Source organism: Gelidibacter sp., from assembly GCF_035577925.1.
Lineage (GTDB): Bacteria > Bacteroidota > Bacteroidia > Flavobacteriales > Flavobacteriaceae > Gelidibacter.
Genome location: NZ_DATJCY010000354.1, coordinates 1 through 22,988, shown reverse-complemented (window position 1 = coordinate 22,988; position 22,988 = coordinate 1). Strand labels below are relative to the sequence as shown.

Genomic DNA, 22,988 nt, shown 5'->3' with positions numbered 1-22,988 from the left:
TAAGAATTTGCTGTTTTGATGCTACATCCAATTGTGAAGTATCGCCATTTAACTTGAACCACACATTGCTAAATGCCGGTAAATCTTTCTTATCAAACGGATTGGCAAGTTCAACCGGTTTAAATTCGACCGGACGATCGGTAGACAGAAAACCTTTTGTTTTTTCTGGAATAAACGCACCAAACTGATCCAACATATCCGTCCAACTCAATAATTCTTCAGGTTGTTTAATTGTAGCATCCATTTTAATTTGATGCTCATAACCGTTTTCTTTTTTTTGAAAGGACGCCGACAGAATAAAAATAGGCGTTCCGTTTTGTTCAGCAGTAACACGTCTTACAGAAAAACTACCACCATCGCGAATAACACTAACATCATACAAGATAGGCTGTTGCAAATCTCCAGCTTCCAGAAAATATGCATGTATGGAATGCAGCACACGATTGTTGGTAATGGTCCTGGTGGCCGCATTAACCGCTTGCGCCAAAACTTGACCTCCAAACACATTTGGACTTCCTACAGATTTACTAAAACCCTCAAATTGAGTAGAATTAAGCTCTTTTAAGGTAATCAAAGCCATTAAATCTTGAACATTAGTCATAGTCGGTTTTTTATAGACTTTCAAAGGTATCTAAATGAATGTAAAATGAAAAACAAGGAGGACTATTAAATTGTAAAATTATTACCGATCAAAAACTAAGATCAATAAAAGAAATCAATCGACCGATAAAGATTTCTTGATGCTTAAATAATGCTCATTAACTATTCAGTCGTCATCAAGAACTACACGACAACATAGAACTGCCCACTTTATGGCGTGCCCATTCTGGGCGTTTTGCAAACCATTTTTGATATTCTGGTTGTTCATCATACGGCTGTTTCAATAGCTGAAACAGCTCATCAATGAGTGAATAATCACCCTGATTTGCTTTATCAATAGCCAATTGTGACATATAATTACGCAGTACATATTTAGGATTTACGCCATTCATTTGTTGCCTTCTATCATTATCTGAGGTAGATTCGGTTTGCAAACGTATTGAATAACGTTTAAACCATGAATGCCATTGCTGTTTTATGGTTTCTGAAATTTCTGTAGGATTATAAAAAGCCTCATGAATAACCGTGATGCCATCGGAAGGATTAGCTTTCTTAAAATTGCTCAAATTCCTGAAGAAAATGGTCATATCGGTTTCGGTCAACTGCAGTACATCTTCCAATTCTTGAATCAGCGCTTCATCTGAAGCATCTTCTGAATTTAAACCCAATTTCGCACGCATCATTTTTAGCGATTCGAGTTCAAAATCTACCGTATACTTTTCTAAAATGACCTCCATCGCTTTTGCATCTTCAATTAATGGATAAAGCGCATTGGCCAATTGGTACAAATTCCATAATCCCATATTGGGCTGATTGCCGTAACGATAGCGTTTGTGCTCACGATCGGTGGTATTGGGCGTCCATCCAAAATCAAAACCTTCGAGCCAACCATAAGGTCCATAATCGATCGTCAATCCGAGAATGGACATATTATCAGTATTCAATACACCATGTACAAACCCGACACGTTGCCAATGAATGATCATCTCCAAAGTAAGCTTGGAAGCCTCAGCAAAAAACTTGATATAAGTAGCTTTAGAGGGTTTTCCCAAATACGAAAAATGTTGATTGATGGTAAAATCGACCAACGTTTTTAAATTCTTGTGATCTTGGCGTGCGGCAAAAATCTCATAACTCCCAAAACGCAAAAAACTAGACGACACCCTACTTACGATAGCTCCTTTTTCATAATCAGGATGGCCATTGTACATGACATCTCGTAAAACATCATCACCTGTTAACGCCAACGATAGCGCGCGTGTTGTGGGCACACCCAGATAATGCATGGCTTCACTGCACAAATATTCCCGAATGGAAGAACGCAAAACAGCCAAGCCATCACCGGATCTAGAATACGGCGTTGGTCCGGCACCTTTGAGCTGGAGCATCCATTGTGTTCCGTGGTGTTCTACTTCAAACAAATTAATCGCTCGGCCATCCCCCAACTGTCCTGCCCAATTCCCGAATTGATGGCCTGCATAACACATTGCAAAAGGCTTTGTGTTTTCTACAATTTTATTTCCGGTAACGATTTTTAGAAACTCTTCAGATTGAACATCAGCTTCCGTTAAACCTAAATTATTCAACATTTCTGGAGATACGTGAAGCAATTTAGGATGGGAAGTTTGTTTTGGATTTACAAAAGAAAAACACGCTTCTGCAACCTGACGCCTGCTGTTTTCCAAATTGGGATCGGCCGGTAATTGGCTAATAAACGTATTTTTGATATTGAGTTTCATTAATTTATATTTTTGAGACCTACAAGGATTTAAAACTTAGCGTAGCGATCTCACGCAGCACATCAAGTAAACCTTGCAGGTCTATTCTAAATAGTGGTACTTTTCAACTTATCGGCATGCATACTTCGCAATTTTGCCAACTTAGGTGTGATGACGGCGCTGCAATAACCCGCGGTTTTATTATTGGCATAATAGTTTTGATGCACCTCTTCAGCTTTATAAAAAGTTTGCACCGCACTGATTTCTGTGACGATAGGCTGATCATAATAAGGCGCTATTTCTGACAACACCAATTCTGCAGTAATCTTTTGTTTATGGTCATGATAAAAAATAACTGAACGGTATTGCGTCCCAACATCGCCACCTTGACGATTCAACGTTGTAGGATCATGGCTGGTCATAAAAATGATTAATAAATCTTGGTACGAAATAACCGATGGATCAAAACTCACTTGAATGACCTCGGCATGTCCTGTCAATCCGGAACAAACTTCGCGATAAGTTGGTGTTCCCGGAACATTGCCACCCATATAACCCGATACGACTTTTTCAACACCTTTCACTTCATTAAAAACTGCTTCCGTACACCAAAAACAACCACCGCCAACGGTCATTATATCTAAATTACCTGACATAACTTTCCTTTTAATAATTAAATTTTCTTTTTTGAAGTATCCAAAACCAGAGATTCCGAATTGACGCAATAACGCAACCCACTTGGTTCCGGCCCATCAGGAAATACATGCCCCAAATGTGCATCGCATACATTGCACATTACTTCCACCCTCACCATTCCGAAAGAAATATCTTTTTCATATTTAATGGCATTCTCCTTAATAGGTTGTGTGAAACTTGGCCAACCCGAACTGGATTTAAACTTAATAGTCGAGTCAAACAATGGTGTACCACAGCATAAACAATTGTATTGTCCTTCGTCGAATACATTGCAATGAGCACCAGTTCCCGGTGCTTCCGTACCTTTATTACGTGTAATTCTAAACTGTTCCGGAGTCAAAATTTTGTGCCATTCTGCCTCTGATTTTTCAACTCTTCTATCGGGATCAGGATTTCCATTTACTGCAAAATCCATCACATTTTTCCATGTTAACATAACTTCTATATATTTTTATTAAAGTTAAAAATTATAATACAGATTGTCTCGGGTTTTAACGTTTTGCATTACAAATAGTCGTCAATACATCTAAAAATCAAAGACTTTGCATATTCTGTTTTTATAAAAAAGCTTCACGATCAATTTTAGAATGCATTCATTTTTGAAAAAGTCATAAACAAAAAAGAACCGCGAAGTTCTCTACAAAACCACACGATTCTTAGTTTTTCAACGTTAATTTCTATTGAAAGGTCAACTGCCTTTTTCTTTCAATTCAAATTATTTTGATTCCAATAATACCATATCAAATTCAGAATCGATTTGCACCGAACCATTTTCTACAATGATCTCCTGATTTGAGTAAGCATCACGCAAAATGCTGCCATCTTCAAAAAGTCGCCCAACGTCCAGGGTCTTAAATCCTTTTGGCAAATCCAATCCTATAATCACCAAATCCTGATAATCGCCTTGATTGTAACTTCTATAAAACACATACGGACTTTGGGTAATCATTTGATGAATTCCAGCACCAACAGCCGGATGGTTTTTTCTGAATTGTCCCAGTTTTTGCGAATGGTCGAGCAAGGATTTAGTATTCGTATTGACTGCAACATCCTCCCAATTCATAAACGATCGCAAGGTGGCATCGCCAATGGCGCCTTCAATAATCAACGGTCTTGCAGACTCATCTCCATAATAAATCTGTGAGGTTCCTGGGGACAACAGTAATTTTGTGGCGGTCTCAAAAGGTTTTTCCCGCACCGCATCAAAAGGTTGGCCATCATCATGAGATGACAAATAATTCAACACCCCAAAACCCTTTAAAGGACCATTAAATGCATCGGTATATTTTTTGAACAGACTTTCATAATCTAATTGTGCAGCATCATATTTAAACTCAAAATTGATCAGACTGTTAAAAGCATGATCAAAATAATTAATAGGTATTCCTCCTAAATCATACGATTTTTCCGCAGAAATACCATAGCCATAAACTTCACCTACCAAATAAAAAGCGTTGTCATCCAATACAGCATCCGGATTATTCTCTTTAAATTGGTTAAAAGCAAAATCACATTCTACCCTAAATTCTTGCCAAACACTGGCTTCTGTATGTTTTACGGTATCCACGCGATAGCCATCAATTCCAAACTCAGAAATATAATCGGTTAACCACTTAATGATATAAAAACGTGGTGCTCTCGGATATCCGGTACGTTCAAAAAAAGCATCCAACTCCGCAACTTCCTGTTCGTAGCGACCTTCAGCTTTCCATTTTTCTACAAGTTGTGGCGGCAATTCAACGGCATCATTACTTTCCGTTTTAATATCGGGAAGGTTTTTGACAAGCGTACAGGAAATCGTCGAATCATAAGAGGTATAATCGCAAGTAGGATCTGTACGCACCCATTCGTCCGGCCAAACCGGATCAATTGGCGTAACTGGTCCTGTATGGTTGATGACGGCATCAAGAAGTATCCGAATACCTCGTTTATGTGCGGCAGCAACCAAAGCTTTTAAATCTTCCTTAGTTCCAAAATTCGGATCGATAGCCGTCCAATCTTTGGTCCAATACCCATGAAACCCATAAGTTATTCCAGTGCCTTCATCAGTTCCGCCGTGAATTTGCTCCACAATCGGCGTCATCCAAATGGCGTTGACACCTAAATCTGAAAAATAACCTTCTTCTATCTTTTTGGTAATGCCTTTTAAGTCGCCACCTTCAAAACCTCTTAACTTGCCAGGTTTTTGAGTTCTGTCAAAATTTATATCATTGGACGTATCGCCATTATTAAAACGATCGGTTAGTAAAAAATAAAGATTGGCGGCTTCCCAAACGAAAGGCACTTCTTTTTTATCATCCATTGTTTTCAGTTTACTCTCTTCTTTGCAGCTTAATAAAACGAAACTACAAAGAATATAACATAAAGTCTTAGTCATCCTTAATTAGTTAAAATACGGTATTGCCATGGTTTCAAAACAAGGACATTGTCTTTCATCTCAATAGGTTCATCAGTTATATAATCTTTAAAATTTCCTTTTAAAGGCGCAGCGAACGATTGTTCCTTGTCCGAAAAATTCCCGATAAAAGTGATGGCAATATTATTTTTACGACGCTGAAATGCTAATACTTTGTCATTTGTAGTTATTAAATTCTCATATAATGCTGGATCTTTCCCGCCATTTAATGCTGGATTTGTGTTTTTTAAATGCCCTAGTTTTTCAAGTAAAGACCACATTTTCCCTTTGGTTTTAGGAATAGAATCCTTTTCAAAAAACTTCAATCGGTGGTCCAAATCATATTCCATTCCTGAATAAATGAGTGGCATTCCCGGAATGGTATAACTAAATGCGGTCATCAAAGGCGCAGCGTCTTTCATCCGTTCTTTAATAGTTCCGTTCCAGGAATTCTCGTCGTGATTGGTCACAAAATTCATCATAATATCATCTTTTTCGTATAACGAATCCATTTGAGCCAATCGCTCCTTCCAAGCTTCCAAACCCTTTTTGCCTTGTGCCATATCATTCATAATATGATGCGTATCCCAGCCATAAACCATATCAAACAATCCATCTTTTGCCAATTCAGGCTCCCAAGCTTCGGCCAACATAAAGATGTCTTTTGTGCTTCGCAATTGCGGAATGGCCTCTTTCCAAAAATCGGTTGGAACCGATCCCGCAACATCGCATCTAAATCCGTCAACACCTTCTTCCCTTAGCCAATATTGCATATCCGCAATCATTTCTTTGCGCATTTCTTGATTATCATAATTCAAATCGGCAACATCGGTCCAATCGGTTTCTTTAGGATGTATGATGTTTCCTTCTTTGTCTTGTGTATAATATTCCGGCTTGGTTTTAATCCAAACATGATCCCATCCAGTGTGGTTTGGCACCCAATCCAAAATGACGTAAATGCCATTATCATGGGCGGTTTTGACCAAATTCCTAAAATCCTCTATAGTTCCAAATTCAGGGTTTATTTTGGTGAAATCGGTTACGGCATAATAACTTCCCAAATATTTTGATTGTTCGGCTTCAGGAAAATCGGAGGCAAATTTACTGTCCTCACCACCAGTTGCTTTTCGTTTGGTTTCGCTAATTGGGAAAACCGGCATCAACCAAATAATCTTAACGCCCAATTCTTTTAACTGCGGAATGTCCTTAGTGAATTCATCAAAATGTCCGGAAGGCGAATATTGACGAATGTTAGCTTCATAAATAACGGCAGTTTCCAAAACAGCATCAGAAATAGGCTGAATATCTTCCATAATTTCTTCATTTAACATGTTTTCTACTTTCTTTTCTTCTTTGCAGGCCGTAATCAGCATCAATCCGAAGGCTGCTAAAATGATTTTGTGCATCTTTTTTTACTTTAAGTGAATGTTTAATTCTAATTTATCTAAAGTCTGCCATCGTATAGGAATGGAAACTGTTTGATCTACTTTATTGTAACTGAATTTTATGTTTTTACGCTTGATTTTGATCGATTTTGGTTGTGAATGAATATTATGAAGAATGAGCGTCATCTGCTTTGTCTTCGCCTGAAAGTTTTTGCCAATTTCAGCTTCAAATTCTATTTCAATCTCCTTTTTGCTTACTTCCGATTCAAATTTCAGAAGTTCATAATCGCCGCTCTCAAAAGCATTGGCGGTCAACCCATCATCGTTATACATTTGACCTTCACTTTCTTTAACCGAAGCATCATAATAGTAATGTAATTCAATAGTATTGCCGTCAAATTCCTTTGTACTTTGCATCGGTTTTGCCATTGGAATAAAAGCGCCGCCACGAACGAATGTTGGAATTCTATCGTCTACTACTTTTACGGTTGAAGTTTGTCCGCCTTCAAATTTTTCATCCGTATAAAAATCAAACCAAACACCATCTTTCGGAAAATAAACTTCCTTTTCTGTGATTCCAGATTCTAAAATTGGGGCGACTAAAAAGTCATTTCCCCAAAAATATGCTGATGCATCTGTTTTAAGAACCTCAGCGGCATCTTCAAAAAACAATGGTCGCATTAACGGCGTTCCTTTTAAATGATTTTGAAAACTCAGATTATAATTATAGGGCAATAATTTGTACCGCAATTCTATTGATTTTTTTGCCAATGCTTTGGTTTTAGCATCCCAAAAAACAGGTTCTGCTGGAACACTTTCTTGAGCATGCGGACGGTAAATAGGCTGAAAAACGCCATACTGCAACCAACGTGTATAAAGTTCAGCATCTTGATTATCGCCTGCAAATCCGCCCAAATCAGAGTGCATATAACCTAAACCTTGCATACCCATTTGTAGTGCAATTTCTGGCTGACTCTGCAATCCGCCCCAAGTTCTATTGACATCTCCCGACCACGGAATCATTCCAAAACGTTGCGATCCGGAATAGCCAGCACGCATTAAAATAAAGGGTCGCTGTTTGGGAAAATCGGCGTTATAGCCTTCATAAACCAAACGTGCCCAGTCATGGCCATAAATATTATGAACCTCATTTGCCGTTCCTGTAGCGTGAATTAATTTTGACGGATGGACTTCGGGTTCGCCCAAATCGCCCCAAATTCCGGTCACGCCCATATTGGCAAGATCTTTATAAATATCCCAAAACCAAGTTTTTCCTTTCGGATTATAAATGTCGATCAAACCTGTATTTCCAAAATAAAAATCAAAAACAAAAGGATTTCCAACCGAATCTTTCGCCATCACATCCTTATCAACAACTTCTTGCCAACGCTTGGACGTGGTCAATACAAAAGGTTCGGTCACTAAAATAGTATTGACATCTTCAGTTTTCAAATCTTTGATCATTTGGACAGGATTTGGAAATGAATCTTTTAAAAACTCCAAATTCCCCATGTGGCCTTGAATATCCTTTCCAAACCAAAAAATATCGATAATTACCGCATCCAACGGGATTTTTTCATCTCTAAATTTCTGAACTGTGGCCTCCACCTCTTTTTGGGAATGGTAGCCAAATCGACTGGAGAAATTTCCTAAGGCCCAACGTGGCAGCATGGGTTGTTTTCCTGTTAAATCAGTATAATTATCAATTAAATCGGTCCAAGAATCGCCTACAATAACTTGATAGGTTTTTCTTCCAGAAATGGTTTCATAAGTGAGGGTATTGTCTTTTTTACTGTCCAAATCCAAAAATCCGATGGGAGCGTTGTCAAAATGAATCAGGTATTGGTTGGAAGACATCATGATGGGCATGGTGTAATTCATCAGTTCAGAATGGGTTTCATAACCATAATGCGCCCGATTGTAAAGCTGCAATCGATGACCTCGACGGTTCATTCCTAAAGCTCTTGCTCCGCCGCCGTAAAGAATTTCATCTTTGGCAAGATTGAATTGAAGCGTTTCCAAACTGTCATTTTTAACATACCCCATTTTTTCGGAAATAATGGGTTTTTCTTTATAAATGTATGAAATTTGAAAAGGTTGCTTTTGGATATTAACCGAAATTCCCTGAGTTTTTAATTCAAAGGAATCGGTCGTTTCGAGTAATTCGGACGACACCGGTTTTGGCTTTAAAATAACGGCATGTGATTGGTTTTTAACTTCTTCGCCATTGGGAATAAAAGTGGTTTCAACAATATATTTATTATACGGCGTGATTTTATAAATGCCATCATTGACTTTTATTTCTAGAATATTGTTTTTGTAATCTATAGATTCAAAAATTCGGTTTGTGTTTTGGGAAAAACCAAGTTTTAAAACGAATAAGAAAATTATTAATAAATGCTTTTTCATTTGATGTGTTTTTTAGACCTAACAGGTTTACTTGCTTCGCTACGTAAAATCGCTCTGCTCAGTTTTAAAACCTGTTAGGTCTAACTAATTCTTTTTCAACAAAAACGTCAACGGAATATCCAATCGCTTTTGCCATGACTGTTCGCTATGACTTTCGCCCTTAAACTTTAGATTTTTAAAGTTTGATTCGTCATAGCCTTTATCCTTGAATATTTTATTAACTCGTGCGGCATATTTTGGATAAAACTTATCTAAGGTTTCCGTGCCATAATCAAAATAAAATTTGTGGGTTTTTGCCGATGGCACATGGGTTCTCATATACTTAAAAAACGTATTGGCTAATAAATCGTCATCATGTGGATCTCCACCAGGCCAATGGGTTGACAAGCACGCAGCACCACCAAATACTTCTGGGTATTCGCAAATGGCGTACATTGAAATTAATCCGCCCATGCTCGATCCTGCTACAAATGTGTTGTCCCTATCAGATAACACCGAATAATTGGCATCCACATAAGGTTTCAATTCATTAACAATAAAACCTAAATAATTATCTGAGGTGACGCTATCAAACTTAAAGTTATTCTTTGCCGCTTCTTCAAACAAAGAATCCCGAACCGACTCGGGCAAGCTCTCAAAAGGTTTTTGTGGAAAATACTCGCTGTGCCGCAAATCATTGATATTGAATGGTGCGACAACAATAAAATCTTTGGTAATGCTATCCTTCATCAGTTGGCTTGAAATTTCATCGACTTTCCATTCCTGCTGATTCCACGTAATTTTGCTGTCAAACAACATTTGCCCATCATGCATATACAATACCGCATATTTTTTTGTATTGGAATAGCCTTCGGGCAACCAAATATCAACTTTTCTGGGCGGAATATGATTGGAAGGAAAATCATCAATTCTTAACAAAGTTCCTCCTGCAAAATTGCCTTCAATAGTTTCTGTTTCAACATTGGAAATATCTGCTGGGATGATCTCAGGTTTTTTTTCTTTTTTAGTTTCGCATGAAAGTGAAAAGGCTAAAATCAGGAGGACATAAATGGTGTTTTTCATATGTTTTATTTTGTTATTACTTAGACCTACAAGGTTTTGGGAATTTTATCCTATTAGACCTACAAGGTTTTAAAAACCTTGCAGGTCGAGGTCAGGATTTAAAATTCAATAATCAGTGTTGTTTTACCTTCAATAGTTAATGTGTTTTCTAAAGAAATCTTTTGTTCTGAAATAATATCTGTTCCCGATACAGTAGTTTTAAGTATTTCTTTAAAACGTTTTAAATCTAAAGTCTGTGCTTCAGGATTATTATTAATAACTACCATTACTTTATCGCTGTCATTATATCTAAAATAAACGTAAACATTATTTTCGGGTACAAACTGCATGGTTTTCCCTGTATGGATGACTGGTTTATTTTTTCGCCAGTTAAAAATTTTCTTTGAAAAATCGAAAAATTCAGATTGCTCCGCGGTTCGTCCTTCGGCAGTAAAAGCATTCAACCGATCATCGTTCCAACCTCCTGGAAAATCACGTCGGATATCGCCATCGCCTTTTAAATCCTTGTTGCCAACCATGCCAATCTCATCGCCATAATACACTTGCGGAATGCCTCTTACCGTGGCAATAAGCGTTAGGATCATTTTATAAACCTTTATATCGGAGCTATATATTTCATTAATGCGATTGGTATCATGATTGCCCGCAAACACAAACATATTGTTGATGTCAGGGTATAAAAAATCATTTGCAAAGTTTTCATAAGCTCTGAGCATGCCTTTATCCCAGCCTTGTTCGTCTTCCGAAAACATTTGCATAATGGCATTATGAAGCGTAAAATCCATAACGGTTGGCAAATGCGAATTGTAATTATCTATAGCACCAATTTTACTGTCCTTTTGCCAATATGCCATTTGCGCCTGATTGTGCATCCAAACTTCACCCGCGATATTAAAATTAGGATATTCGTCCATTATTGCTTTGGTCCATTGCGCAATGCCGTCTTTATCATTATAGGAATACGTATCTACACGAAATCCATCCAAATCGGCAAATTCTACCCACCAAATGGCGTTTTGAATCATGTATCTTAAAACCAAAGGATTTTTCTGGTTGATATCTGGCATGGTCGTATCAAACCAACCATCCATACAAGCTTCTTTGTCCGCTTCGGAAGCGTTGGAATCAAACTGGGTGGTCATTCTGTAACTACTGCGTTGAAATCCGTTGTCACCATTTTCCCAGTAATTGATCCAATCTTTGGTTGGCAAATCCTTAATCATCCAATGCTTGCTTCCCCAGTGATTGGTCACATAATCCATAATGAGTTTCATATCGCGCTTGTGCATTTCTATGGCTAATCGCTTATAATCATCATTGGTTCCAAAACGCGGATCGATTTTATAATAATCGCTTTGCGCATAGGTATGATAGGAATAAACCGGCTCGTTATCTTCCAATAAAGGCGTACTCCAAATGGCGGTTACGCCCAATTCGTCCAAATAATCCAGATGATCGATAATGCCCTGAATATCTCCGCCATGACGGCCGCCAAGCACATTTCTATTTGCTTTTTCAACGGTATTTTGTGTGCTATCATTGTTGGGATTTCCGTTGGCAAACCGATCGGGCATGATCAAATAAATCAAATCACTGGAGTCAAATCCTTTTCTTAATGCCGAGTTTTCTCGGCGTGCTTTAAATTCATAAGCTTTTTTAGAAATGACCTTTTTGTTTTTTGAAAACTGCAGCTCATAAGTCCCCGGAACAATATTTTCTGTGTCAATGGTCACAAAAAGATAATTTGGATTTTCAGTTTTTATAATTCCATCTATTTGAACAGTGTTTGAAAATGCCACATCATATTGTGCGATATTCTTACCATAAACCATCAATTGAAGTTTAGTATTGTGCATTTCAGTAAACCAAAAAGGGGGTTCAATTTTTTCGACTTGTGAAAAAATTGACATGCTTAAGAATAGCATAAAAGCACTCAGTAATTTCTTCATTTTCATTCGGTTTTAATATTGCTTTTTTTAAAAAAAATACGTCAGAATTAAACTTTCACGACTTGTTCAACATTAATGATCACTTCTTTTCCATCAACTAAGATGGTCATTGGGTGATTACCTTCCACTTCAAATTGTGCTTCGTTCTTATTCACGCTAATTTTAAGAATCTGATTCCTGAAATTTATTTTGAAGGAATAAGCCTTCCATTGTTCTGGAATTTTAGGCTCAAAAGACAACTTATTATCAACAACACGCATGCCGCCAAAACCTTCTACAATGCTCATCCAAGTACCTGCCATGGAAGTAATATGAAGACCTTCTTCAACTTCGTGGTTATAGTCGTCCAAATCCAATCGTGAAGTACGTAAATAAAATTGGTAAGCTTGATCCATTCTGCCCAACTTTGCTGCTTGGATGCTGTGCACACATGGTGACAACGAACTTTCATGAACTGTAAACGGCTCGTAAAAATCAAAATGACGTTCCAGTTCTTCCATTGAAAATTGATCTTCAAAAAAATAAAATCCTTGGAGCGTATCGGCCTGTTTGATATATGGCGAGCGTAAAATCCTGTCCCAAGACCACTTTTGATTGATGGGACGTTCTGATTTTGGCAAATCGGCAACGGTAATCAATTCTTTATCCAAAAATCCATCTTGCTGTAAATACACTTGATATTTTTCAGAATATGGATAAAACATGTTTGAAGCTACTTCTTTCCATGCGGTCATTTCACTTTCGGAAAGTTTGGTTTTTTCTAAAACCCGAACCCAATCTGACGGATATTCTTCCTTCATTTTAGTGATGGTTTGCAACGTGTAATTAAGACACCATTGCGCCATATAATTGGTATAAAAATTATTATTAACGTTGTTTTCGTATTCATTAGGCCCTGTTACGCCCAAAATAACATACTTATTTCGGTGTGTCGAAAAAGTAGCCCGCTGTTGCCAAAAACGCGCAATGGCAATCAAGACTTCCAATCCTTTTTCTGGGATATAACTGTAATCGCCCGTAAAGCGGTGGTAATTAAAAATCGCAAAAGCAATGGCACCGTTGCGGTGGATTTCCTCAAAAGTAATTTCCCATTCGTTATGGCATTCTTCGCCATTCATGGTGACCATTGGATATAAGGCCGCACCGTTTTTGAATCCAAGTTTTTCGGCATTTTCAATGGCTTTTTCCAAGTGATTGTAACGATATTCCAATAAATTTCGCGCTACTTTCTGATCTTTTGTCGCCATATAAAACGGAATGCAATACGCTTCAGTATCCCAATAGGTGCTACCACCATATTTTTCGCCAGTAAATCCTTTCGGACCAATATTCAATCGGGCATCCTTACCAATATAAGTTTGATTTAATTGCATAATATTAAACCGGATGCCTTGCTGCGCTCTAACATCGCCATCAATAGTAATGTCAGACATATTCCATATTTTGGCCCAAGCCTCTTTTTGTTCAGTAAGCAATCCTTCAAATCCGATTTCTGCGGCCTTCGCCAAGGTGTTTTTAGCAATTACAATCAGATCATTTTTATCATGATATCTGTCCACAGTGTATCCGCCAAACTTAGTGAGCGTTATGGTATCATCTTTATGGACCTTAGAAGTGTATTTAAAACCGATAAAATTATCTGTTTTATTTATCGTTTTATTTTCATTTAAGATCTTTCCGTTTATGGACACTTGCGTTTGCATGGCAGTACAGACATGAAAATTAGTTTTCATGGTGTGTGACACAATAAATGCTTGGTCATTTTCAGAATCAACACTTAAAATATTCCAGAACTTATCATCCCAATTGCTATCTTCATTGGTAATTCCTGCATCTAAATAAGGTTCAAAAACTATTAGGGCATCAGTATTCAAAGGCGTTACATTATATGCAATGGCGCCAATTTCATCCCTTTCCAAACTTAAAAAACGTTTGGCTTCAACTTTAATTTCCGTCGCATTTTTAAGGATCACTTCAAAACTTCTGGACAGCCAACCTTCTTGCATGTTAAGTTCGCGTCGAAAGTTTCTGACTTCTTTACAGGTTGCCAAATCCAAGATTTCGCCATTAACGGTCACATTGATCCCAATCCAATTGGGAGCGTTAATGACTTTGGCAAAATACTCTGGATACCCATTTTTCCACCAGCCCACTTTAGTTTTATCTGGATAATAAACACCGGCAACATAGCTGCCCTGAAAAGTTTTTCCTGAATACTGCTCTTCAAAATTGGCACGTTGGCCCATAGCACCGTTACCAATACTGAAAATACTTTCAGACGACTTTACACGATCGGCATCAAAGCCTTCTTCAATAATTGACCAGTTATTTGGTACGATATAATCTTGATTCATATTTTTTTAATTTGAAATTCGAGAAAAAGAGAAAAGAATATAGAGAAGGAAGTACAGAAGAGCTGACAGTTATCTGTTATCTGTTATCAGTTATCTGTTATCTGTTCTCCGTTATCTATTGTCTATACTCTATCATCTATTTTCTATATTCTTTGTTCTATATTCTTTGTTCTATTTATCAATTAGTTGACTTAAAAAATCGGTAGTAATTTCAGTGAAATTCTTGAACACATAATTAGCTTCATGTAGTGTGTTCTTATCGCCAATACCGATGGATACCATGCCTGCATTATTTGCGGCTTGTATCCCAGCCACAGCATCTTCAAATACAATGCAGTCTTTGGGATTGGCTTGTAATTGTTTTGCGGCATTCAGAAATACTTCTGGATTTGGTTTTGCGTTGGCTACATCATTGCCATCAACGAGGACATCAAATTTCTCAAGAAGATTCACCTTTTCTAAAATCATTCTTGCATTTTTACTTGCCGAACCTAAAGCAATATGTTGTTCTTTTTCTTTTAGAAAATCGAGAGTTTTAGCCACATCAGGAAGAATTTCCTGGGCATCCATTTTTTCGATATAGGTTAAATAATCTTCATTTTTCTGAACCATTAATTTGTTGAATTCATCTTCGCTAACCGATTTATTCCCCCATGCCAAAATTTTCTCTAAGGATTTTACCCGGCTAACGCCTTTCAATTGCTCGTTTTGCTCATGGGTAAAATCAAATCCCATACTATTGGCCAGTTTTCTCCATGCCAAAAAATGGTATTTTGCGGTATCCACAATAACACCGTCAAGATCAAATATGAATGCTTTTTTACTCATTGGTTGTTATAATTTCTTTGTCGTTGACCATTAATGAAAGAATACCAGCCAATATCATTGAGCAGCCACCAATCAATAAGGCATAAATAGGTTGGTTATCAAAAAAACTGGATACTAAAAACCCTAAAATAGAAGCGGCTACCAACTGAGGTATTACAATAAAAAAATTGAAAACCCCCATATAATAACCCATTTTAGATGCTGGAAGTGCTCCGGAAAGCATGGCATAAGGCACAGATAAAATACTTGCCCATGCAATGCCCACTCCTATCATTGGCAACCATTCAATAGTAAATGTTGTTGGATTGGTTATAAAATAAAGAGACATAAGACCTAAACCACCTGCCAATAGAGCCACAAAATGCGTAAACTTCCTACTGGTTCGTTTGGCCAACAATGGCAGTAAAAAGGCTACTGCCGCAGCAATAATATTATAATTTGCAAACATTTCACCTACCTGATTGGCACCCACATTATAGGCTACTGAGGTGGTATCGGTTGTTTTATAAATATGCTCAGTAACAGCACCTGTTGAATAGATCCACATTGAAAAAAGAGCAAACCATGAAAAAAACTGCACCCAAGCCAATTGCTTCATAACTTTGGGCATCATTTGAAAATCGATGACAATATTCACAAAACTGCTTTTAGTTTTATTGGTCTGCATCAAACCAGAAACTATCAGAGCAATGCCCCCAAAAGAAATCAATCCCAAAGTAAGCACATACAGGTCCTTTTTCAGGTCATAATGATAAATTGCATAAGTTGCAATTAAGCCCACAAGCAATACGATGAGTCCATTAATTAAATGTGACTTCCCATTTTTCACATACCATGCTTCAGAAAAATCATCATAAACAGGTTTTGTTTCTTTTTCCTGTTCTTCAAAAATCTTCATTTGCTCAGGCGTGTATTCCTTAGATTTTATAACAGTCCACAAAACCGCTAAAAAGAATGCCACACCACCAATGTAAAATGAATATTTTACAGAATCTGGAATGACACCTTCTGCCGCTATATTGGCAACACCAAAATACGTTAACATCAATGGAAGCTTTGAAGCCACATAAGCACCAATACCAATAAAAAAGCTTTGCATGGCAAAACCTTTGGTACGTTGCTCATCAGGAAGATTATCGCCAACGAAAGCCCGAAAAGGCTCCATGGAGACATTAATGGAGGCGTCCAAAATCCAGAGCATTCCTGCAGCCATCCATAACACGGGTGAATTCGGCATTACAAATAATGCCAAGGAGGCTAAAATAGCACCTATCAAAAAATAAGGCCGTCGGCGACCCAACCTGGAATGCCAAGTTTTGTCACTAAAATACCCGATAATAGGTTGAACCACCAAGCCTGTAATTGGCGCAGCAACCCAAAGGATTGGAATATCATCAATCTCGGCTCCTAAAGTTTGGAAAATACGGCTAACATTAGCATTTTGTAGGGCAAAACCCATTTGAATTCCTAGAAAACCGAAACTCATGTTCCAGATTTCCCAAAAACCCAGCGTACGCTTTTTCATTAATAGTATGATTAAATTAATACTATTGACAAGCGATAAAACTCATCAAAACTTATTTGTTAAGAAGTGAAAATAAAGTTTTGAATATGTGGTAAAGATAATAAAGTTTTTAAATTGGCAAACTTTTTTTATTTAGTGGATTCCCTTTCCACCAGATTGGTCTCAATGACAACCGTTCTAAAATAATCTTCTTCGTCTTCACGCTCAAGGTTATCGATCAGTAATTCAGCAGCTTTCTCGCCCATTTCCTGGCCATGTTGACTAACCGTGGTTAAACTTGGCGTGGCATGTTTGGAAAGTACACCATCGGTAAAACCAATAAATTGGATATCCTCGGGGATATTCATGCCCAAATTTCGTGCAACTTTCATCGCTATTATAGCATACAACTCATTCACCGCAAATACGCCATCAATATTAGAATTGTTTTTAAACAAACCCTTGATTTCATTTTCCAAAGATTCCAAATGGTCTTCTGAGACCAATTCATCATCAACTTTTAAAATTAAATTAGAATCTGGCGTGATTCCAAAATCTTCCAGTGCTTCCAAATAACCTTGCGTTCTTAATTTTCCAACACTTACATAATCTTTTGTTGTAATAATAGCTACATTTTTACACCCATTGTACAGAAGTTTTGAAACCGCATTTTTAGAACCTTTTGAATCGTTGATAATTACCTTGTCGCAATTAATCTCATTAACCACGCGATCAAACATCACAATGGGCATGCCCTGGTTAATCGTTTCTTTAAAATGATGATAATCTTGCTGCTGCAAGGTTTCTTTTGAAATGGACAAGATAAAACCATCAATACTTCCATTAGCCAACATTTGCATGTTAATAACCTCTTTATCAAAAGATTCGTTAGACAAACCAATAATTACGTTATAACCTCTTTTATTGGCCACCAGTTCAATACCCCTAATTACTTTAGAAAAAAAGTGATGTACAATTTCAGGAATAATCACACCTATTGTCTTTGTTTTCTGATTTTGTAGGCTCAACGCAATATTGTTGGGACGATAATTATAAAGCTTGGCAAAAGCTTGTATTTTTTGCTTGGTGTCTTCACTAATTTCCACACTATCTTTTAGTGCTTTTGATACCGTGGAAATAGAAACATCCAATTCTTTTGCTATTTGTTTTAAAGTAATTTTCTTTTTCATAATAACTGTATGAACAAATATGGAATTTTAATGCCAATAATTTAGTAATAAACAACAACAATTTACACCTAAAAACAACCAAGAATAGATTCTTACCAAAAACAGGATTTCTTAAATATATTTAGGTAATTTCCTTAGTTTACTATAAAGTTGTCAACACGAAAACGTTTTCGTTGCTAATATGATAATATCAATTTCTCTATTCCGATAAAATTTACATAAATTTAACTCAAGAAGTGAAAATATTAGTGAATTATTAACCCTATCAACTTTAAAAATAGTGTATGAAGACATTTATAAATAGCTTAATGTTATTGATGTTTATGACATCCTCGGCAGCATGGTCACAAACCACTGTTTCCGGGACTGTAACAGACCAAGCTAACACTCCCCTTCCGGGCGTAAATATCATAATTAAAGGAACTGCCACAGGAACCACAACAGGGTTTGATGGCGACTACAACTTTAGTGCAAAAAACGGTGAGACTATCGTGTTTTCTTATATAGGATTCAAACCTCAGGAAATCGTTTACAGAGGACAACAAACCCTAAACGTTACGTTACAAGAAGACACCGCCCAATTGGACGAAATTGTTTTGATTGGATATGGCTCAACCACCAAACAAGATGCAACAGGTGCCGTTGAAAAAGTAGGTGAAAAAGAATTTAACCAAGGTGCTATCGTATCACCAGAGCAATTGCTATCCGGTAAATCTGCGGGGGTGCGTATTACTTCAGGCGGTGGAGATCCAGGTGGTGGCTCAGAAATAAGAATTAGAGGTGGCGCATCATTATCGGCAAACAACTCACCGCTAATTGTTGTGGACGGACTGCCGTTGGACCAGCGCGGGGTACAAGGAGTACGAAACCAACTTAATGCTATAAATCCAAATGATATTGAAGATTTTGTGGTGTTAAAAGACGCTTCGGCAACCGCTATTTATGGATCAAGAGCCTCCAACGGAGTCATTTTAATAACAACCAAAAAAGGCAAGACCAATTCTCCTTTTAAAGTTGAATACGATCTAAAAGCGTCAGTAGCACAAGTCACAGATTATGTCGATGTACTTTCTGCTGATGAATTTAGAGCTATTGCTATAACGGATTCCAACTTTAATGCTAGTTTATTAGGAGACGCTAAAACAGACTGGCAAAAACAAATTTATCAAACAGCGGTTGGAGCCATTCATAACGTAACTATTTCGCAAGGCTTTGACGCTTTCAACTTCCGAGCCAACGTTAACCATACTTCGCAACAAGGCGTTTTGACTGGCGATTTATACGAACGCAACGCCATTAACCTTTCGGCCGTTAAACGACTTTTTGACAACAGTTTAAAACTGACCTTGACTACCAAAGGGATTCTGGACGACAACAAATTTGCTGACAAAGGAGCTATTGGTGGTGCCGTAGGTTTTGATCCCACACATCCGGTTTATAATCCCGACGGTTCATACTTTCATCATGTTGCACAAAACCTTGCTTTTGACAACCCTGTTTTTGCTTTGGCCAATGATAATAACCGCGCACGAAACAAAAGAAATATCACCAATTTTAATATCGATTACAACCTTCCATTTTTAGAGGGATTAAAATTCAACCTTAATGCTGGCCTTGATTATTCTGAACTATCGGGCAAACAGTTTAAAGGCGCAAGCCCAAAAAATGCAGGAAGTTTTAATTATCAAAACTTTTATCAAGGACTTAATAGAAACACCTTGCTCGACTTCTACTTCAATTATAAAACAACTTTAGAGTCTATCAATACAGATATCGACTTAACGGCAGGACATTCCTATCAAGAATTCTACATCCAATCTAATCGTCAAGAAACAGAAACTTCGGGATCGATGGTAACGCGTCCAACATACATTGACAGAAATGCGCTGGAATCCTATTTTGCCCGTGCAAGCTTTGATTTTGATGACAAGTATTTAATATCCTTAACATTCCGACGCGATGGATCTTCACGTTTTGGTCCAACTAACAGATGGAGTAATTTCCCTGGTGTTTCTGTGGGATGGAAAATTAACAACGAAGAGTTTTTACAAAACTCCGTTTTCTCAAATTTAAAATTAAGAGCTGGTTGGGGTAAAACAGGCCAACAAGAAATTGGTCAAAACTATGGCTATTTAGGGGTCTATACACCTGGCCGATCGGATGCAAGTGTACAGTTTGGCTACATCAATGGTGTACCTCAATACATAAATACCTTACGTCCGGAAGAATTTGACGAAAACCTAAAATGGGAAGAAACTTCTCAATATAATGTGGCATTGGATTTTGGACTCTTCAATGATCGCTTAACCGGAACTGTTGATGCTTATTACCGTGAAACCAGTGATTTGTTGGCGACGATTCCAACCGCTGCAGGATCCAACCTTTCCGATTTACTAACTACAAACGTTGGTTCGGTTTTAAGCAAAGGCGTTGAATTCAGTTTAAACGGTGCACTGGCACAGTCACAAGATTTTAATTGGGATATGGGCTTTAATGTTACGCTGCAACAAAATAAAATTACGAAGTTGAGCTTAGGCAATGATCCAAATTTCTTCATCGCTCAAGGTGGCATCAGTGGCGGTACCGGAAACCAGATCCAGTTATGGAAAGAAAACATGGATCCTTCCACATTTTATGTATTCCGACAAGTATATGATACGGCCGGAAAACCCATTGAAGGTGCTTATGTAGATGTTAATGGCGATAATCAAATCACAGAAGCAGATAAACAGGCCTATAAAAAAGCTTCACCAGATGCCTACTTAGGCTTTACCAATACTATCAACTACAAAAATTTGGATTTCAGTTTTACCTTTAGGGGAAGTCTTGGAAACTATATGTACAACAACGTTGCTTCAGATCGAGGAAATGTGACTACGGTTAACGACGCACCAGGTCAATATTACGTAAATGCACATGCGAGCGTTTTGGACACCAAATTCAATAAGCAGAACCTATTTTCTGATTATTATATTGAAAGAGCAGATTTTGTAAAATTGGACAACGTTTCTATTGGGTATTTAATTCCGGGCGAACAACTCAATTTAAGACTCTCATTAACGGCTACCAATCTCATGACCTTTACTAAATACAACGGTTTGGATCCCGAAATTTCTAACGGGATAGACCATAACTTCTATCCAAGGCCACAAACTTTTGTTTTAGGACTCAATTTCACTTTCTAATATCATGATTAACAATATTAAACAACATACCATGCTAAGAACACTAAAAACTATCTTTATCGCCTTTACGGTTGTGCTATTTGCGCAATCTTGTGAAAGCCGATTAGATTTACAGCCAGAAGACGATCGTCTTACTGCAGATGCTGTTTTTGAAGAGCCAGGGGCATACAAAGCTTTTTTAGCTAAAATATATGCAGGCCTCTCAGTGAGCGGTCAAGAAGGACCCGCTGGGAATGCGGATCTTTCTGGATTGGATGAAGGTTTTTCCAACTATTTACGCTTGTATTGGTCCATGCAGGAATTAACCACCGACGAAGCCGTTATAGGATGGAACGATGGTACCATTAAAGATTTGCACGCCCAAACATGGACCTCGGGCAATGAGTTTATCCGAACCATGTACAGCAGGATATTTTATCAAGTAGCCCTGACCAATGAGTTTTTACGCCAAACATCCGATGCCAAATTGGATGATCGTGGTGTGGAAACAAGCTTGCGCACCGAAATTCAGAACTATAGAGCCGAGGCACGTTTTATGCGAGCTTTAACCTATTGGCATGCCATGGATTTGTTTGGCAATGTTCCTTTTGTCACAGAAGAAGATCCTATTGGAGCCTTTTTACCTGAGCAAATTAAGCGTGCAGACCTCTTTACTTATGTAGAAAAAGAATCGTTGGATATTGAAGATGACATTATTGCAGCACGTCAGAATGAATATGGAAGAGCAGATCAAGCAGCAGTATGGATGTTACTTTCAAAAATTTATCTAAATGCCGAAGTTTATACCGGTACAGCGCGATATGCAGATGTCATTACCTATACCACCAAAATTATTGATGCTGGATATGCCATTGCACCAAACCCTTATTTTCATTTGTTTCTAGCAGACAATGATAGCAACGGCACCCAATCGGAAGTTATATTACCAATTACCTTTGATGGTTTACACACGCAATCATTTGGCGGAATGACCTTTATAATCCATGCCGCTGTAGGGGGCAGCATGAAACCTGCCGACTATGGTATTAACGGTGGATGGGCTGGCACCAGAACCACATCAACCTTGGTAGAACAATTTCCTGGAGAAGCCAATTCTCCCGACGGAAGAGCCTTATTTTTCACAAAGGACCAAACAAAGGAAATTAATAACATTTCCACATTTAACGAAGGCTATGCCGTAGAAAAATTTAGAAACGTCAATGCTAATGGCGAGCCAGGTTCGGACCCTACTGGCGACATTGTAGATACTGATTTTCCAATGTTTAGATTATCAGACACTTACTTAATGTATGCTGAAGCTGTTGTTAGAGGCGGCGGCGGTTCTATGGCCAATGCGGTAACTTACATCAATCAACTTAGACATAGAGCTTATGGTAATGCCACAGGCAATATCAGCCAAGCCAATTTAACACTCGATTTTATCTTGTCCGAGCGTTCAAGAGAGCTATTTTGGGAAGCACATAGACGAACTGATTTGATTCGTTTTGGCCAGTTTTCAGATCAGGGCACATGGCCATGGAAAAAGAATGTACCACAGGGTGCTACAACCGAAGCGTTCAGGGACCTTATGCCCTTACCAGCCACCGATTTAGGCATCAACACCAACTTACAACAAAATCAAGGATATTAAAAAAAGACAAACAGATGAAAAAAATTAAAATATTTAGCTTACTTATTTTAGCCGTAATAGGGCTAAATTCTTGCCAAACTGAT

Annotated in this window: 15 protein-coding genes; 2 read left to right on the top strand and 13 right to left on the bottom strand. The window is 37.8% G+C overall.

Annotated features, from left to right (window positions below):
- From VNJ50_RS13575 to VNJ50_RS13515, 13 genes are all read right to left on the bottom strand, one after another.
- The coding region (locus VNJ50_RS13575; protein ID WP_325582806.1) for an acyl-CoA thioesterase at positions 1–601 on the bottom strand (601 nt) is incomplete at its 3' end.
- A gap of 175 nt (positions 602–776) precedes the next feature.
- Positions 777–2,339, bottom strand: coding sequence for a protein adenylyltransferase SelO (locus tag VNJ50_RS13570; protein ID WP_325582804.1), 1,563 nt, complete (start codon positions 2,337–2,339; stop codon positions 777–779).
- An 86-nt stretch (positions 2,340–2,425) separates the two neighbouring features.
- On the bottom strand, positions 2,426–2,974 hold the full coding sequence (msrA, locus tag VNJ50_RS13565; protein ID WP_325582802.1) for a peptide-methionine (S)-S-oxide reductase MsrA: 549 nt from the start codon (positions 2,972–2,974) through the stop codon (positions 2,426–2,428).
- A gap of 17 nt (positions 2,975–2,991) precedes the next feature.
- Positions 2,992–3,450 (bottom strand): peptide-methionine (R)-S-oxide reductase MsrB, encoded by a 459-nt coding sequence (gene msrB, locus VNJ50_RS13560; protein ID WP_325582800.1) that lies wholly within the window; start codon positions 3,448–3,450, stop codon positions 2,992–2,994.
- A 279-nt stretch (positions 3,451–3,729) separates the two neighbouring features.
- On the bottom strand, positions 3,730–5,391 hold the full coding sequence (locus VNJ50_RS13555; protein ID WP_414652900.1) for an alpha-amylase family glycosyl hydrolase: 1,662 nt from the start codon (positions 5,389–5,391) through the stop codon (positions 3,730–3,732).
- Between the two features lie 2 nt (positions 5,392–5,393).
- The gene (locus VNJ50_RS13550; protein WP_325582796.1) at positions 5,394–6,815 is read right to left on the bottom strand and encodes an alpha-amylase family glycosyl hydrolase; all 1,422 of its coding nucleotides are present in this window, start codon (positions 6,813–6,815) and stop codon (positions 5,394–5,396) included.
- Between the two features lie 6 nt (positions 6,816–6,821).
- Positions 6,822–9,203 carry a TIM-barrel domain-containing protein gene (locus VNJ50_RS13545; RefSeq protein ID WP_325582794.1) on the bottom strand — a complete coding sequence of 794 codons (2,382 nt, stop codon included), beginning with the start codon at positions 9,201–9,203 and terminating at the stop codon, positions 6,822–6,824.
- Positions 9,204–9,287: 84 nt separating this feature from the next.
- The gene (locus VNJ50_RS13540) at positions 9,288–10,265 is read right to left on the bottom strand and encodes an alpha/beta hydrolase (protein WP_325582792.1); all 978 of its coding nucleotides are present in this window, start codon (positions 10,263–10,265) and stop codon (positions 9,288–9,290) included.
- Between the two features lie 98 nt (positions 10,266–10,363).
- Positions 10,364–12,214: a glycoside hydrolase family 13 protein gene (locus VNJ50_RS13535; RefSeq protein ID WP_325582790.1), complete on the bottom strand. Its 1,851-nt coding sequence runs from the start codon at positions 12,212–12,214 to the stop codon at positions 10,364–10,366.
- Between the two features lie 47 nt (positions 12,215–12,261).
- A complete protein-coding gene (locus tag VNJ50_RS13530) occupies positions 12,262–14,568 on the bottom strand; it encodes a glycoside hydrolase family 65 protein (protein ID WP_325582788.1) in 2,307 nt (768 codons plus the stop codon).
- 171 nt (positions 14,569–14,739) lie between these two features.
- Positions 14,740–15,396, bottom strand: a complete 657-nt coding sequence (gene pgmB, locus VNJ50_RS13525) for a beta-phosphoglucomutase (RefSeq protein WP_325582786.1) — start codon at positions 15,394–15,396, stop codon at positions 14,740–14,742.
- A complete protein-coding gene (locus VNJ50_RS13520) occupies positions 15,389–16,921 on the bottom strand; it encodes an MFS transporter (RefSeq protein WP_325582784.1) in 1,533 nt (510 codons plus the stop codon). The genes pgmB and VNJ50_RS13520 overlap by 8 nt, the downstream gene beginning before the upstream one ends.
- 128 nt (positions 16,922–17,049) lie before the next feature.
- A complete protein-coding gene (locus VNJ50_RS13515) occupies positions 17,050–18,090 on the bottom strand; it encodes a LacI family DNA-binding transcriptional regulator (RefSeq protein ID WP_325582782.1) in 1,041 nt (346 codons plus the stop codon).
- A 284-nt stretch (positions 18,091–18,374) separates the two neighbouring features.
- Between VNJ50_RS13515 and VNJ50_RS13510 the strand changes: the two genes are divergently transcribed.
- Positions 18,375–21,275, top strand: coding sequence for a SusC/RagA family TonB-linked outer membrane protein (locus VNJ50_RS13510; protein WP_325582780.1), 2,901 nt, complete (start codon positions 18,375–18,377; stop codon positions 21,273–21,275).
- A gap of 31 nt (positions 21,276–21,306) precedes the next feature.
- On the top strand, positions 21,307–22,905 hold the full coding sequence (locus VNJ50_RS13505) for a RagB/SusD family nutrient uptake outer membrane protein (RefSeq protein ID WP_325582778.1): 1,599 nt from the start codon (positions 21,307–21,309) through the stop codon (positions 22,903–22,905).
- Positions 22,906–22,988: the final 83 nt, after the last annotated feature.